Genomic DNA, 16,265 nt, shown 5'->3' with positions numbered 1-16,265 from the left:
GGCGGCAGTTTGAGCCTTGGAGCGGTTACATTGAAATGCGTGTCCAGCGGATCCACCGGCATGTCTGTGCCATCCGAGGCCGCCAGTTCCACACGGGACGTCAGCGTGTAGCTGCCGGCCTCCAGTGCAGGGACGATACTGTCGTATAAAAAGAATTTTCCGCGTGCGACCATGTTGTTTCCCTTTATGCCTCCACGTCGTCCGGTGGAGTCCAGGTGGCGGTGACCGGGCTGGCTTTCTCATCAGAGATCGCCTCCAGATCAAGCTGCACCGCAGTGTTGAGCAACCGGGAGACCAGTGTATCTTCCGGCAGCCGCGCAGCGAGGGTGCCGTCGATCCTGTCACCGACCAGACCGGCAACGGATACCGAAAACGGCTTTCGTCTCTCATCCGTTCTGATGCGCTGAACGAGCAGGGTTTTGCCGTCAAAGGGCACCAGACGGGGCTTGTCATCAGCGGCTTCGGCGTTGTCGTAGCTGATTGCCAGTGTTTCGAGGTCCTCGTCGCGCACAGTGCCGTTCAGGATCAGCGCGACAGTATCGGCGCCGGTATCAAACTGGGTTTCAATAAGTCCGCTGTGCGCCACCATATCGCGGGCTTCGAGCCATCCGCATCCGGCGCGGCGACCGCCCCGTGTCCGGCTCGCGCCCTCTGCACGCAGAAAACCACCCCGGCAGCGTGCCATCGACTGTCCGAGATAGGCCAGTTGTGTTGTGTCCAGCCAGCCGGCGATTTCGGGCGCAGCTGTTTCGGCCTCGCCTGCCAGCAGCACAAAGGCCCGCGTTGCTGCCGGGAGAGTCAGTCGGCTGGCACCGGTGCGGTTTGTCGTGATGCGTCCGTCTAGGCCGATTGTCGCAACGCGGGCGGGGCCGGAAAGCGCCACGTCGCCTGCAGTTTTGAACAGTGCCGCGTTGACAGCGCCCGGCAGATCAAAAACCGCGATCTGGCCGGTTGTGAGCGCGGCGGGTGCATCAGCTGTGCGCGCGGTGGAACGGCGCCGTGCGCTGCCCCTGGCCGGGCCGCTGATCATCGCCTCAACAGCTGCTATACCTGCAAGATCTGCGGCGGTGCCGCGTCCCCTTACCATCGCAACCGGACCGTGAGCCGGCAACGTTTCGGGGGCGACCTGACGCGCGGCTATCGTTTGCCTGATTACCGGTGTTTCGACGCGTGTTCTCAGCAGAACGGCACGATCGGGAATGTTGGCCGCGATTCCGGGAGGGGCCATCCGCCTCAGGTCTCCCAGCTCTTTAGTCACCCGGGTGCCTTCTGCCGCAAAATCCCGCGGCATCACCCTCAGCGGCTGGTGCAGGAGGCCACGCAAACGCGCTTTGCCAAACGAGAAGCGTTTTGAGGGACGCGGTCCCAGCTCGCGGAAAAGATCTTTGCGCCCGGTACGGGAACTGCCGACGATGCGTTCGGACAACAGCCCGATGCGCATTGGCACAGGGCGCTCGCGGTGCCAGGCGCGGCGCGCAGTTGCACTGCGGCCGCCCTGATGCCAGTCCGATGCAACCTCCGGAAGGACTTCGGGATCAAGGCTGCTGAGCAGTTCGCGCTGTTCTTTTGCTTCCCTGACCATACGGCTGCGAATTGTCCCGCCAGCGCGAAGGGGCAGAGGTTTCCGGACACCGGATTCAACCTGGTTGAACGCGACGCCGCCGGTCGAAGCGAGCGGGATACGTCCGATCAGTTCAGGCTGGAATTTCAGATCAACACCTTCCGTGGCCGGGATGACATCGCCTTTGGGCATCTTGCGATCATCCGGCAGCTGTGGCGGACCCCAGACGCCAAGCGGGAAGTTCCCGGTCTCACGCGGTGTGACCTTGATCTTGACGGTATCGCCCAGCCGCGGGGTGCCGCTGCCATCGCGCCGCAGCTCCAGACGAAGAGTTGTGCCATTCAGCATCTTGCCGGCAGGGCAGACACCGAGCGTTGGCGTTGGCAGGGATATGGACACACTGGCATTTTCGCGCCGTATTGCCGTCAGAGGAACTGTCGAGGTAAAGGACAGCTCGAATTCGCTCATCACATCATAGGGATGCCCGGATGTGCCGTCCGCGGTTCCTTTTTCTGCCCCTGACGCGTCACCGGCGGGCGGCAGTGACCCTTTGCCGGCAATGCCACTGAGCGCGCGCGCGCGGGTCTGGCTGTTTTCGGCAAGCTCCAGGTATTTTGCGGCGAACTGTGCCCATGACACATGCACGGTAGAGGCATCATTGCTGTTGCCAAAACGTACCCGGATGTCGATGGGTCCGACTTCGATGCGTGCGTTGCCGTGGAACTCCGGCCCGAAGACTTCGATGTAGGCGCCGAGGCTGAACGACAGTTTGATGGTGCCGAATATCGTCTTGATCCGTATACCTGCCGAGACCCGGGCGTGCGCATCCGCCATGTAGGAAAACGGATCAAAGTAGACGATGGCATTGCCGCCAAAACTCAGGTGCGCAAAGGCCGGCCCGAATTTCGCAGACGCCTCAAAGAGACCGCCAGCCATGATTGCCTCTGAGGTGAGTGCAAAGTAGCTCTCTGACTTGACCACGATGTTGTTGGAAACGCTCCAGTTGAAACCGAGGCGTGGCACAACCGGATAACCATCGCGGTGGAAATTCGGATGATACCCGCCAAGTGTCAGGACAAACTGGCCAGCCTTGTCGCCCTTGAACCAGCTGACGTAGGCAAAGCCACCGGTCAGGCGGGCAGAGGGGTGCAGCAGCCAGGAATTATCCGTCAGCTGCGCCTGTATCCAGATCACGCCTTCCTCGGTCGAGAAACGGGCAATCAGCCCCAGTTCAATCGAGACAAGCGCCACCTGCGGGCGCGGCAGCGCCATCCGCGCCAGGCCAAATATCGAGAGTTCAAATCCCTGCCCGAACTCCACGGCGACGACCGCAATCCCATCGACCAGGGCAAAGGAGGTAAAGCTGATCCCGGCTGCAAACCAGAACTTACCTTTCGCAGGTGGGAAGGTATCCCGGATCTCCTGCATATAGTCCATCAGGTCGTCCGGCAGTGTGGCCGCCGGATCAAGTGCCTGGATCATGACGAATTCGTCAAACTGCCCCAGATCGGCGGGCGGCACGATGTCCCGGTTAATGCCAAACCCGCCGCCGATACCTGTCAGGAAGAACGCGGGCGGTCCGCCAAACGGTCCGAGTACCGCGCCATAAGCGAAGAATGCGGAAAATTTCTCGGGGGTCTCGATGGATGCGTAACCACCATAGATCGACAGACCGTACGTGGCAAAACGTGCGGTCAGCATGCCGACGTATTCCAGATTTGGCGGGGTCCCGAATTTGCGCAGACCACCGGCCAGCGTCACGCTGGAAATATCGGCCGAGACAGCAAGACCTGCCAGATCAACCGCCCAGGAAGAGGCATCAAAGATCCCGCCCTGATCAAGGCGGTATCTCAGCTCCAGATCATCCACGGCGGCTGTCAGCCCAGCGATGGAAACGTTGCCGTCAAACAGCAGCGAGATCGACTGCAGCTCGTCATTGGCCACCTGCGTGCCCATACCGATCTGATCTACGTAGATTGGTCCGAACTGACTGCGGATCGGCAGCCACCATGGCCCGTCACCATCGCCCGCGACAAAGCCGAAAGCGATACCGCCCCCATCGGCAGCGGGTCGTGTCTGGACTGAAATGGCCGGACTGAAGGAAGGTGCAAGCGTTGCGTCGCCTTCGTTGGTTTCCGACAGCATCCCTTCGGCCACCGGGTTGCTTTCACTGCCGCCGCCCGCGCCACCCACTGCAACAGCGATTTCTGACAGCTGCAGCTGCGCACCGCCCAGTTTTTCTGATTGTGACAGCCTGGCAAAGATGTGCAGCGCGATGGACCCCAGCGCAATCGGGCTGTCGAGCAGAGGCGCGTTGCTGCGTCCGATGCGCAGACCGACCCCGTCGACCGACAGCGTGGGCGTGAATGACACGGTGCCCGGCCCAATGCTCAGAAGACCGATCTTCAGACCGGCGCTGGGACCGCCGATGATCCAGCGGCTGTCGTTTTCGATCCAGATCGCGATGTCGCCCTCAACAACCGGCAACCGCCCGGCCAGCCCGAGGCTGAAACCAAGCGCACCGCCGGACCGCGCCAGCCCGATATCAAGAACGCCACCAACCCGCAGGGTCGGGTTGGCATCTGCAATGTTGTTGAGCAGCCGGATGACCCGGTCAAATTTTGTCTGCAGAAAATCGTCATCGCTTTCGCCTGAGCGTTTGACGACGCGAAACAGCTCGGTATTCAGCCCGGTTCCTGCATCATTCAGGGCAACACCGCGCATCAGCGTCCGGATTGTCGTGCCCGCGAGGGGTTCGTCGAGGACATCGTTGATCTCTGACAGTTCCATCAGGAACGCGCCCAGCATATCGACAGCGAAGGTAACGATGCCCTGCGCTATTTCTGCATCGCTGCCACCGCCAAAATCGGGCGCCAGCCGTTGCGCATTGAAATCATACTGCAGTGCCAGCGCCTGGCTGTTCGTGCCGTCGACCGCCAGGCCGATCGAAACAAACGGCGTTGCAACGGCCTGGCCCACGTCAATCTCGAAGACCGGGCGCAGAACCACGCCCTCGCTCAGCGGGATTTGAGCGGGACCAACCGTTGCATTGAGCCGCGCCAGCCCGTTCTCGATGGTGGCGGTGTCAAACTGTATTGTGGCAGCAATGGTATTCGCGAAAGGTATATCGACAAGCAGTGCAGATAGTTCGACCGAAAGCGGGCTGTGTGTGAGCTGTACCGCAAAGACCGAGCCCGGAGTACCCGCATCGGAAATCTCCAGCCGGACGGCATTCGCAGGCCTTGTGATCCCCAGCGCCGGTGGCAGGACATCGCCCAGCCGGGACAGGCCGCTCACCAGAAGCGGTTGCCACTGGGTTTCGAGGCTGCCGGCGGGATCGGTTGCCCAGGCAACAAGTCTTGGTCCGTCAAAACTGCCGCCCTGACGCAGAAGGAGCGTGTCACCGACATCTGCAAGCAACAGCCCGATGTCGGACCCGGTATCGACAATGGCGTCCAGCGCCAGAGGGAGTGCCGCCGAGACACCGGCTGTGGCCAGCTGGGCAAGACTGCCGGGATTGGGGAAGATTTCGAGATCGGATGCGGCACCCGTACGCAGAAACAGGACCACATCCGGTCCGTTGACCGTCAGGTGGATCGCCCGCGTTCCGGGTGTGCCACCGGTGAGACCGGCAAACACGGCCAGCGCAGGCAGAACGCGTCCGTCCGGCGTAAAGGTCAGACCAACCGAACCGCCAAAATCCACATCGGCTGATGGCATGAAAAGAGCCGGATCCAGTGAAAGATCAAGCAAAAGCCCGCCGGCATCGCGCGCGCGCAGCGAAAGTCCCGGTGTGATGTCCCATACGCCCGGCCCGCCGGTAAGGCCGACAAGGGGTTTGAGCGCATCCAGCAGGGCAACCACCCTGTCCGGCCGAAACGCACTGCCATCACTCAGCGCCAGATTGGAATGACTGAGGAACCAGCTGCCCGGGCGGATGAAAAGCTGTGGCGGAAGGCGTACGGCATCGCCGTCCACAAGGCCGATCGCGTTCAGCACCGCATCCACAACGGGCCGGACACGGGGGTCGCTCGCGCGGACGCCGTCGAGCATTCGTGCAACCGCAGTGGCAATCAGGGCCGGAAGAGCCGCCTCTCCGAGGCGCCGGATATCCGGCGCGGGCCACAGCGGGACTGTTGCAGGCAGCCCGCCGAGGCTTTCGGCTGTGGCCGGCGTCACATGCATCGTCGCGCTGAAAGGTGCCAGACCGAGGGACACATGAGTATCATCAATGGCGCCAAGCCGCATCTCTGCAGAAGACACGCCGGCAGGTCCCAGCGTCGCCGCGAGGGCCCATTCGCCCGGGAAGGGCAGGCCGGTGGTCGCGCCGACCCCGACAGTGAGTTCCCGCCGTGCCGGGTCAAACGAGAGACCCGCGTGCTCGCCGAGCACTCCCCCGATCAGGGCCATAAGCTGCGTGCGCAGTTCTGGCGTTGTCAGGACATCATTGAGACGACCGGCGGGGTCGTCCATCCAGTTCGACAGAGCTATCGCGTCAAAGGTTTCGCCCGGTCCGATGATGCCCGCAGCCCGGAGTGCCTGGGTGATGCGGGTAACTGCGGGGTCAGCTGTCGCCCGAATCTGGTTGATCACCGCGTTCATCAGTTGTCTGATCTCGGGCGTTCCAGGGGCCGCGAGCCCATCGATCCCGAGGTCAGCTTCGCTGGTGTCCGGCGACAATTTCAACCTCGGGAAGCTGCGCCCGTGAATGCGTACTCCGTGCAAAATCACTGCGACGCGGTTCAGCGCGGCCTCCGGGCTGGCGCCGATGGTCAGCTGCAGATCGATTTCCACGGACCGCAGTTCCAGATCCAGCGGTCGCGGTGCTGCCGCTGGTCCACCGATCAGCCAGCCAGAGCTGTGGCGCAGTTCTGCGGCCACCGCGATGGCACGCGCACTGCGGGGCGAGACATCCGGAATGTCTCCTGCCAGATCGATGTCAAGGCCGATGATCTCGGCCAGAGCATGCCCGCGCACCTGAAGACCAGGCACAGCTGCTGCCGTGGACAGGGGCAGCCATAGTCCCAGCGATGCGGAAGTAATGGCTTCAGTTTCGCGTGCAGCGCTGCGGGCCAGCGCATTCAGGCTCAGGCCAGCGGCGATTGCCGCTGTCAGCGCGCGTCTGACGGCATCCCCGTCATAGACACCATAAACGAGATGAACAGCCAGATCACCACGCCGCGCACCCGTCCATCCGGCTGGCAGTGCGAGATCAGCTGCCGACGGCGCATCGGCTGACAACGCAGCGGTCAGCAATTCGCGCGCAGCTGCAAGATCCGGGTCGTCGGGCTCGGCGGGGTCCGGGTCCGGCAGGAATTCGGCCAGTCGGCGGATGATTTCCTGTGCCCGCACTGGCAGAGGTGGCGGTATCTGTGCTGGACTGGTGACCAGACCTGTGCTGACGAGCCTGTTGATACCGCTGCCGAGAGCCTGCAGAGCCTGCCAGGCCGCATGCCCTGCCGCAGCGTCCGAGACGATGACTGCGTCCGGCCTGTTGCGGATCAGTGACAGAGCGTGTTGAAGGCGTTGCGTCTGTCCCTGTGTACCATCAACGTCTCCGGCGGGCAGACGCGCATCGGCCCGCGGAGCCAGCAGGATGGTCCATTCGCCCGCCTGATCCGGCAGGGGTGTAAAGGCCAGCGGGTCGCGTCCGGCTTCGCGCATGTCCAGAACACGCGCAACATCGCCCGGGACATCGACAGAGGCAGTCACAGGCAGGACGCGGATATTGATCCGGGTCGCCGGAACGGAGCCCAGTATCTCCTCAAGCGACGCACCCGAGAACAGCGCTTCTGCACTTTCGTTCGGTGTCAGGTGCAGCGTTGTACCTGAGACGGCCACAGCAGGCGGACGGACAAATCCGTCGCTGCCGGTCCAGCGACCGACCAGATCAGTGAGCGCGGAAATCAGCTGACTTGCATCCGGACCGTCACGGAACGGACCGGCGAGGTCCGGAAATTCGCTGAGAATGGCGTCGGCGAGTTTACCCGGATTGAGCCCGGGTACACCGGGTCGCCAGCGGCGCAGCGGTGTCGAGGCCAGAAATTCCGGGAACGGCACCGGTGCGTCGGGCTGTCGCCAGACGGCGATGGCAGGAATACCTGCGCCGGCAGCCAGCGTGACGCGCCATGGATCGCAGATCGTGCCGTTGCCCTCGACGTGGAAATTACCGTCCGGGCGCGATGACAGGACGCGCGCCAGCGGCTGGAGATGCCGCGCGATCTGCTGTTGCCCGTCTGCCAGCAAATCTGCCAGCCAGGACCGCAGCGCTGTCTCTGTGTCCGAAATGAGGGCCGCAAGACGCAGACGGTGACGACGCGGGTTGCCCAGAACGGGTGCCGTGCGCTTCCAGCCGAGCGCGTCGACCAGATCATTCAGCCATGTGACCCCGACGCGTCTTGCAACAAGGCTTATCAGCCGTTCGATGGCATCCCAGTGCGTGTCGCTGAACCTGTCCAGCAGACCTTCGAAACCACCTGACAGATCAGGAACGGGTAACGGCACATCCAGATCGTCAACGAACAGCGCAAGGTTCGGCGCCTCGTGGTCGATGCCAAGACCGCCGTCCGGTGTCCAGCGCATCACAACGCCGACGTGATCAACCTCCAGACGAAGCGCGCCTGATCCGCTGCTCAGCCGGCCACCACCGCGGGCCCGCCCCAGCGCGCGCACCAGAATTTCCGGCAGAAAGCCTGCCGCGCCGGCAGTCAGGTCAAACGCGACCAGCGCAACTCTCAGGCGCGTCTCAATGACGGTGCACCTTTCGCCCAGCGTATCAACACGGCGCAGCAGGCCCAGCCCCAGCAGCAACCGGCCGCCATTGTCCCGCCACACGGCGACATGCAGGCCAGCATCAAGAGGCAGTTGCCAGGGGTCCGTTTCACTGCCCGATCCTGTGACGGCACCCGGCGTCGCATCGCCTGTCAGCAACTCCCTCAGAACCGCCAGCAGGGCAGGGATATCGCCCGAATGACTGGTCAGCACATCGTTCCAGTGTGCGCGCAACAGACCTATCGGGTCGCCCAGAAACTCCAGCAACTCGATCCGCGGATATCCGGCGCCCGCGCCCGGCGGTGCGTCCCAGCCCAGCACGATGCCGATCAGGTTACCGGCTGGCCCGAGATCGCCGATGACTTCGGCAAGTGCGTCGGTCACTGCCTGCGAGGCAGTCGCCGCAAGCGCATCCGGGTTCGTCAGATCAAGGCGCGGATGCGTCGAGCTGAAAATTGTTGCCTGGCGCAGTTCGAGCAGAAGGACGGGATACCGGTCCTCATTGAGGCCAAAACCGAGAACAAGACGGTCGACAGAAACGTCGGGAATACTGAGCCCCGACAGATCGATACTGGCTTCGGCCCGTATAGAAGGCACCGCCACGGCATTGCCGGTGCCCAGATCAATGCGGACCAGATCAGCGGTGATACCGATGTCGGCCTCGGCGCTGTCAAAGCCAAATCCGGCGGAAACCGTGACAATGGGCCGTCCTGTGGCGCCGGCCGGTGCCGAAAGCCCGAGGCGCAGTGATGCAGAACCGATCGGCAGAACGACCGTGCCGTCATCGACGGTGGCTCCGTTGTCCAGCAGTTCGGCAAGCGCCTGCAGCCAGGCCGTGCGCGTGACGGTATCGCCCAGAAGCGCTGCAAACCAGTCGGCCAGAGCGTCAAGACCCCGCGTGAAGATATCTTCGACTGGCAGGGTCGGTATATCAGGGTCATTCCCCAGGCCCAGCATCTTAGCGAAAGCGCGGATCTGCGCCCCGCCGGAGTTTCCAAGCTGCGCCTGCAGCAGGCCGAAAATCAGTTCGAGACCAGCCTCTTTCAGGCTGTCCGGTTCCGTGACGGACAGCACCAGATCCCGCCCGGTGGATTCGCCCGGCAACTGCAACCCGCGCAGTGTCAGGCCGACCTGGGGCGCGCCGTCGACAGTGTCTGTCGGGACGACAAGGCGCAGACCCACAGCCTGCAGACCAGCCTGTCCGGGCGGCGCCGGCGTTTCCGAAACGGTGATTTCGCTGGACAGGGTGATCACACCGCCCGGCTGACCGACAAGCTCCGGAGACGGAGAATTATCGCCCTTACCGGCGCGGAACAGCGGGAACATGAGCGCCGAACGGCTCGCGGTGAGCGGAGCCTGTGTCTCGAACCGGACACCGACAGAGATATGGACTTCAGACGATGGGGCATCATCGACCACAAGAAAGAATGCAATGCGGCCGGTACCTGGCAATGCTTCGGCAAAAATCTCCACCCAGAGGCGGTTTTCACTGTCGCGTTCAGCCTCGCCACCACGGATGGCGGTCACGAATGCCAGCAGCGCTTCGCGCTGGTGATCATTCGCCAGAATGGATTTCAGATAGGTCTCGGGGTTGGCCAGCCAGTCACTGTTGAAATTACCATCTTCATCCACCAGACCCAGCGCGCTGAGCAGGTCCGATGTGTCTCCGAACTCGTCGGGGGAAAACGCGTTCATCGCAGGAACCTCCGCAAGGAAATGTCTGCCTGCGTCTCAACCGTGAACTGCCCCCTTTGGGCTGTCAGTCCGCGGATCACGAGTTCCCTGTTTTCGGCATCACGGCCCGACGCGCCGGCCATCTTACCGGCCACTTCCACCAGGGCTCCGTGTGCCAGCGCAATCAGAGAGTCCCCCCAGATACGGGCCACAACCGCGTTGCCCGCAGGGCGGTCAAGTGTGGCCATCACCAGCCCGCTTTTGCGCTTGTCACTGCCAACCGAGAAAGGCACCTGCATCCTAGCGCGGAGGCTGTCCGCTTCGACGGGTATGTCGATCCGTATGCGTCCCTCGGTGACGGTTGCGTCGATACGGCCGGCATGCACCATGAGCTGGTTGATACCATCGTCCCAGATCACACTGGCCTGACCTTCCGACCGGTTGATCGCCGCCACGCGGATGAGTTTGGCGAGTGCCTCTGTGTTAACCGGCAACGCGGCGCCCTTGTCTCCTGGTTTGAGCGGCCCGTCCGGCAGGGCACCGGGAAATTTCTCACGAAGGCGTTCAAGAACCGAACCCGTAACACCCCTCAGCGGGTCACGTCCGGTGGTCGGTCGCGCCTCATTCAGGGCATCTTCGATTGTACTCGAAACGTCCCGCGCCCGCAGCGCGGGCTTTGGTTTCTCCTCCTGCACATCAGGTGCGGGTCTGTCCGACACAATGATCAGGTCGTCGAGGTTAAAACGATCGAGACCTTCTGCTTCGCGCATGATCCTCTCGATGCGCTCGCGATCCGCCGGAGACAGATTTTCCAGGCGGTTAAGTTCGGAAAGCCTTCGGCCTACGGCTGGCATATTCCGGATGTTCGTGGGTCGGCGTCCCATCGATCACTCCCTGACCGGGCGCTGCTGCTGCGTCCGGCTGATACCGGAGGCTGGAAGTGCGAGTTCCTGAACGGGCGGCGCGCCCTTAAAAATAAATTTTCAGCTGCTCAAAAGATCGGAGATCCTGTTGAACCATCGCATCAAAGCGACTGATCCGGCCTGTTATCGGGTATGTCCCGCTTTGTATCTGCGGCCGCTGTGCGATCGGGAAGACCGCGCAAAAAACACTCGTGAAAAATGAGTTTGGTACGGCAGGGACACTCCCCTGCGGTCGTGGATTTAAGCGAACCTCCCTTCTTCAGACCACTGGCGAAAGAGTAGAATTTCGAAATCTGTTTCTAGTTAACGTTGTATGATGTGATTCCGTCAAGAAGTTGTTTACCTTTGTCTACACGGGCCAGTTCGGTTTCCGGGCTTTCCGGCGGGACTTCGCCACCCGTCATACCGGCGCGAAAAACAACTGCGTAGAACTGCCGGAGTGTAATCGCTATAGTTGTAGTGCGGGCGGTGCGTGAACCTGTATTTTCGGGTAACTCCAGACGCTGCCGTACTTTTGACCGACAGACTTTCGGGGAGTGAAATTATGTATTCTTTGTTTCGGGAACTGGGTGTTCAGATGGCCCTGCGCCGGGAAGCTGTGCCCTTTGCTGCGGCCTTCATCATCGCAGAGATGTTTTACAAATGGAAAAGCTTCACGCTTGAGTGCATCGGGTTTCTGATTACCTGGCTGCTGCTGAGTTATATCCAGTCACTGTTTGTCAAAGACGATGGCTGAACCACCACCTTCGTGTGTCAGAGCCTGGTAACAACTTTCCAGACGAGCACGAGGTACAGTCCGGTAAGAATCGTGCCGGACACACCCGAGCCACCCAGGACCCAGATCCCCGCGCCGACCGCTGTGACCAGGGTAATGAGTACGAGCCAGACCACTGGCGCGAACCGCGATACGCGTGCCAGCGCGGCAGACTGATCTTCGGACCGGATGGATGTGGGGATTTGCGGCGTCTCCCCCGTTACGACAAATTCCGCGATCGCACTCCAGTTTTCCTCGACCAGCGCTGCACTGTGCTGGCCGCGTACGTACCGGACCTGGAAAAGGTGGTTGTCCGCAGCGTCTTCGTCAAAACCGTCATGCCCGCCGCTGCCCAGATCCTGCAGACGCAGAAGCTCGATCGCTTTTGGAAAAATGGCCACAACCCAGTCTGATGTGGCAACAAAGTTCAGGACCCTCTGTACCTGGCCGCGTTTGTATATGGCTGCCCAGTCATAGTCTGACCGCACGACGCTGCCGGCAAAAACAACATTTTTAAAACGGCAGAACGGATAATCCCGCAAGGCACGTGCCAGCAGATACGTTCCGTTGCTGTGGCCCACGAAAGAGAAATGCGCTCCGGGGAATTCTGCCAGTGCTTCGGCGTACTGGTCCATGAACCATTCGACCTTACGCCGCCGCTCCCATGGCAGGAGAAAAGGAAGCATCGGGAAAAAACCATAGCTGGACGTCTCGGAGGCCATGCGGATGACGCCATGGGTCTCCTTGTGTCTGGTCATGATCGCGCGGGCTATTTTCTGTGTCCAGTGGCCGACGTCGCGAATGCCGTGGATGACAAAAACCACATCCGTTATATCGCGGTTCTGGGGATTGAGAGGCCGGTCCGACGGGATATAGCCGGCCCTGTCAAGTGTATCCGGATCCGCGGTCAGCGCTGTCGAAAGAACCTTCCGGCGTTCGTTGCCTGCAGTACTTGCCCTGCCGGCCCGGTCCATGACAGGGGTCTGGTCATCAAGATGCACGACAGATGCGTGACCGGAGTAGGGCACATCCAGATAATGAAAGCTGCGCCCGGAGACGAGATCGATATTGTCCGATGGCGCAACCATATCATCGACCGACCCAAGAAGCTGAACGGTACGTGGAAAATGCCTGCCGCCGGCGGCTGCAGCGTTCGCGGCCCGGATCCAGCCCACCCGTAGTTTTGTGATAAACGGCGCGCCGCGACGGATCGACATGATCAGAAAAGGTGCCTTGCCAGACCAGTTGAGCATCCCGGCAAGGGCTGCGCCCGCCCGCCATTGAATATAGTTGAGCGGGCTGAGGTGGTGCCCCGCGCTCCAGCCGCGGTTCATGCCCGCCAGCAGAACGATACGGCTGACATGGTCAGCCCACGCGGGCTCTCCCGGTGACCCGGCTTCCTGTTCGCGTTCGTGTTTCAGCAGGAAAATGCGCCTCGCCAGCAACCCTCCTATGCTGTGCCCCACAAAGACCACCGACCGGTAGCCGCCGTCTTTTGACGCCTGGATTCGGTCGATTTCCACCAGCTGTTCTTTGGCGATGCGCTCCGGGTCCGCGCGCGAAAACAGGTGGCACGGCAGTTGCGGCACATATTGGTCGGCGTCCGGAAATTCGGACTGAACATGCTCGCAAATGCTTTGCACGGATCGTGGCCCGCCGCGGAATGCATGCAGGATAACAACGAGATCTTCTGATCTGCCACAGCGCCTGAGCGCCGATGATTGTGACGTCATGGCCGGCAGGATCCCTCAGGCAGCCCCTGGCAGGGATTCATGATCCCTCGCGCGGTGGTTCTGTTTCGGCGGTGTCGGCGTTTTCTGCAAGCAGCGCCTCACGAAATGCCACCAGACGGGCCTGCTGCTCCTCAGTCAGGGTTTCATCGGGCCGGTCACGTTCGCGCTCTGCTGCAATCAGCGCCTCGGGCTGGATTTCAGCGACCGCGGTAAATCCATTGGCAATGGCGTCCACAAGGCCGGCCGGATCAAGCTGGCCTTCCTTGTGTCGCAGGATGGCCACCCGCATCCGCCAGTAAGCATCATAAAAGACACTGGCCATACGACCAGGCTGAACGAACGACACAACACCAACAATCACCGTCGACAGAATGCCCAGAAACTGAGGTTCGAGAAACTTCCAGTTGGTCTGGAAATCTGCGGCGATCAGCGAGCCGATAACGATTCCGGAAATGCCGAGGAAAAAGTGGAGGTAGAGCAGCATATGGTAATAGCGGTTCCACCATTTCATTGAATCGCGGGCTGCCGCCAGAGCTGTTTCATCTGCCATTTCCGCACCTTTAAATCTGTTTTATCTGTGCCAACAGCCTGCAGTCACACTCTGAAGTTGTCAAACCTGCCGCTGTGCACGCAAAGACCGGTCCGGGAAAGCAATCGCGCTGTGGCGTCAGATCCGTGTGCTGGACGCGCGGACTATCAGTTCAACAGCGAGCCTGTCCGGGGTTTCAGACGCAGCATCATTGCGGATCATTTCGTACAGTATTCCGGCTGCCATCGCACCGAAGCGGCCAACGTCGCATCTGATCGTGGACAGGGGCGGATAAACAAGCCTTGCCTCTTCGATGTCGTCAAAACCGATCAGGAAAAAGTCCCTGCCGGGCATCTTTCCTGCCTGCGACAGGCCTGCGTGCACCCCGAGTGCCACAAGATCGTTAAAGCAGATGGCCGCCTCAACCTCAGGATGCTCAGCCAGCAGCTTTTCCACGGCCAGTCTGCCAAAGGCGCGTGTCGATGGCCCGTGGAGTATTGTCGTCGGCAGCGTCGCGGCCTGCATTTCTGCCAGATACCCTGACATACGTTCTGCGGTAATGTTCCGTCCCTGCACACCGCCGACAAATGCGATCCGATCAATTCCCTGATCCAGCAGGTGCCGGACGGCCATACGGCTGCCAGACGCATAGTCATGACTGAAAAACGGCAGTGGCGCAGTGTTGCTCTGGGTGTCCCTCAGGACCTGAAGCGCAGGAATTCCGGCCCGCTCTATCGCCTTAAACCCCTTGTCTGCATCACCATAGCAGGGCGAAATCACAAGACCGGCAACATCGTGTTCGAGCATTGTCCCGATTGTCCGGGTCTGGGTTTCCGGGTCTTCGTCACAGTTTGCAATGACGGTGGCGAAGCCCCGTTCAGCAAGTGCCATCTGTACCGATGCTGCAAACTCGGTAAAAAACGGATTGCGCAGATCATTGATGATCAGACCGACGAGGCCGGTCCCGGAACCGCGCAGCGTTGCTGCGGCGCGGTTCCGCACATATCCCAGCGCCACCATGGATGCATTTACCGCCTTGCGGGTCTCTTTTCTGACAAGCGGTGAATTCTGGAGAACAAGCGAAACAGTCGACTTGGAGACCTTTGCATGGGCCGCCACGTCGACAATTGTTGGTCGCTTGCCCGTTGCCATCAGCTGATCCCGTGCATTTCCAGCAGCAGACCCATACGTTTTTCTGCAAGGTCCGGCTGTGCCAGCATGCCTGCTTTATCCGCAAGACGAAAGACTTCGGCATAATGCGCGATCTCACGGCTGGCCTGAAAACCCTGAGGCATGATGAAGTGTTCCTGAGCACCGTTCAGCCAGGCCAGAAATGCGATCCCTGCTTTGTAGTACTGCGTCGGAGCTTTGAAGATTTCGCGGCTCAGCGGTACCGTCGGTTCAAGCAGTTTGTGGAAGGTCGACGTATCGTTCCGGGCCAGCGCCTCAAGGGCCTGCGCGGCGGCCGGCGCAATGGCTGCAAATATCCCCAGCAGGGCGTGACTGTACCGGTTGCCATCGCCTTCGATCAGCGCGGCATAGTTGAAATCGTCGCCGGTATAGAGGCGTACGCCTTTCGGCAGCCGGGCGCGGAATGCCTCCTCGCGCGACTGTTCAAGCAGGCTGATCTTGATACCATCAATCCGTGGGGCGTGATCACCGATCAGTTCAAGAACAGCATCTGAGGCATCGTCCAGATCATCATACCCCCAGTAGCCCCGCAACGCGGGATCAAACATATCGCCCAGCCAGTGCAGAATAACGGGCTGGGCTGCACTTTCGATCAGCCGGCCATATACGCGGGCGTAAAAATCGGGCCCGGTGCCGTTCGCCGCCATGGCCCGGCTGGCCATGATGATGATCTGTCCGCCGTCCGCTTCAATTGCTTCCATCTGAGTGGAATAAGCGGCGACCAGAGCGTCCTCGGTTGTCAGGTCAGCAGGTTCAGCGTGATCAGTCCCCGCGCCACAGGCGACGCGCGGTCGCAGCGGGTGCGATCTGGCCTCTTTCATTGTCCGGCCAATCAACTCGCGCGCCGTGGCCCAGTCGACCCCCATGCCCCGTTGCGCGGTGTCCATCGCCTCGGCCAGCCCCAGCCCCTGATCCCACAGAGAGTGCCGGAAGCGCAGCGTGCTGTCCCAGTCGACGGCGGGCCGCCCCTGCCACGGATCACGCTCGGCAAGCGGGTCAGACACCACATGCGCGGCAGCAAAGGCTGTGCGGCTGAAAGGATGCTCAGGTGCGCGCGGCATGACTGGTGTGCCGGACTGCCGGTAATTTTCAAGGGTGCCGTGATACGTGGGAAGGGTCAGCATCTGCA

General features: G+C 61.3%; 7 protein-coding genes. 1 reads left to right on the top strand and 6 read right to left on the bottom strand.

Annotated elements, in window-relative coordinates; genetic code table 11:
• Nucleotides 1-184: 184 nt before the first annotated feature.
• The gene (locus tag Q0792_RS07295) at nucleotides 185-10,027 is read right to left on the bottom strand and encodes a DUF6603 domain-containing protein (protein ID WP_298838161.1); all 9,843 of its coding nucleotides are present in this window, start codon (nucleotides 10,025-10,027) and stop codon (nucleotides 185-187) included.
• On the bottom strand, nucleotides 10,024-10,890 hold the full coding sequence (locus tag Q0792_RS07290; protein WP_298838158.1) for a hypothetical protein: 867 nt from the start codon (nucleotides 10,888-10,890) through the stop codon (nucleotides 10,024-10,026). The genes Q0792_RS07295 and Q0792_RS07290 overlap by 4 nt, the downstream gene beginning before the upstream one ends.
• Before the next feature lie 583 nt (nucleotides 10,891-11,473).
• On the opposite strand from Q0792_RS07290, the gene Q0792_RS07285 reads away from it, so the two are divergent.
• Complete coding sequence (locus tag Q0792_RS07285) at nucleotides 11,474-11,665, top strand: hypothetical protein (RefSeq protein ID WP_298838155.1); 192 nt, start codon at nucleotides 11,474-11,476, stop codon at nucleotides 11,663-11,665.
• A gap of 17 nt (nucleotides 11,666-11,682) precedes the next feature.
• Here the strand turns inward: Q0792_RS07285 and Q0792_RS07280 are convergent, their stop codons facing one another.
• The 4 genes from Q0792_RS07280 to Q0792_RS07265 all read right to left on the bottom strand — a co-directional run bounded on the left by Q0792_RS07280 (nucleotide 11,683) and on the right by Q0792_RS07265 (nucleotide 16,260).
• Nucleotides 11,683-13,416: a hypothetical protein gene (locus Q0792_RS07280; RefSeq protein ID WP_298838153.1), complete on the bottom strand. Its 1,734-nt coding sequence runs from the start codon at nucleotides 13,414-13,416 to the stop codon at nucleotides 11,683-11,685.
• Between the two features lie 37 nt (nucleotides 13,417-13,453).
• Nucleotides 13,454-13,966, bottom strand: coding sequence for a hypothetical protein (locus Q0792_RS07275; protein ID WP_298838150.1), 513 nt, complete (start codon nucleotides 13,964-13,966; stop codon nucleotides 13,454-13,456).
• 117 nt (nucleotides 13,967-14,083) lie between these two features.
• Nucleotides 14,084-15,097, bottom strand: coding sequence for a LacI family DNA-binding transcriptional regulator (locus Q0792_RS07270; protein ID WP_298838147.1), 1,014 nt, complete (start codon nucleotides 15,095-15,097; stop codon nucleotides 14,084-14,086).
• Nucleotides 15,097-16,260, bottom strand: a complete 1,164-nt coding sequence (locus Q0792_RS07265; RefSeq protein WP_298838142.1) for a dihydrodipicolinate synthase family protein — start codon at nucleotides 16,258-16,260, stop codon at nucleotides 15,097-15,099. The genes Q0792_RS07270 and Q0792_RS07265 overlap by 1 nt, the downstream gene beginning before the upstream one ends.
• Nucleotides 16,261-16,265: the final 5 nt, after the last annotated feature.

The sequence above is a fragment of the uncultured Roseobacter sp. genome, from assembly GCF_947495025.1.
Taxonomy (GTDB): Bacteria; Pseudomonadota; Alphaproteobacteria; order Rhodobacterales; family Rhodobacteraceae; genus Roseobacter.
Note: the sequence above shows the minus strand (reverse complement) of the source record. Positions and strands in the feature narration are given on the sequence as shown.

Excerpts from the sequence above, each read along its gene's own strand:
- Q0792_RS07280 (WP_298838153.1), bottom strand. The coding sequence starts at position 13,416 with ATGACGTCACAATCATCGGCGCTCAGGCGCTGTGGCAGATCAGAAGAT.
- Q0792_RS07285 (WP_298838155.1), top strand. The coding sequence starts at position 11,474 with ATGTATTCTTTGTTTCGGGAACTGGGTGTTCAGATGGCCCTGCGCCGG.
- Q0792_RS07270 (WP_298838147.1), bottom strand. The coding sequence starts at position 15,097 with ATGGCAACGGGCAAGCGACCAACAATTGTCGACGTGGCGGCCCATGCA.
- Q0792_RS07275 (WP_298838150.1), bottom strand. The coding sequence starts at position 13,966 with ATGGCAGATGAAACAGCTCTGGCGGCAGCCCGCGATTCAATGAAATGG.
- Q0792_RS07290 (WP_298838158.1), bottom strand. The coding sequence starts at position 10,890 with ATGGGACGCCGACCCACGAACATCCGGAATATGCCAGCCGTAGGCCGA.
- Q0792_RS07265 (WP_298838142.1), bottom strand. The coding sequence starts at position 16,260 with ATGCTGACCCTTCCCACGTATCACGGCACCCTTGAAAATTACCGGCAG.
- Q0792_RS07295 (WP_298838161.1), bottom strand. The coding sequence starts at position 10,027 with ATGAACGCGTTTTCCCCCGACGAGTTCGGAGACACATCGGACCTGCTC.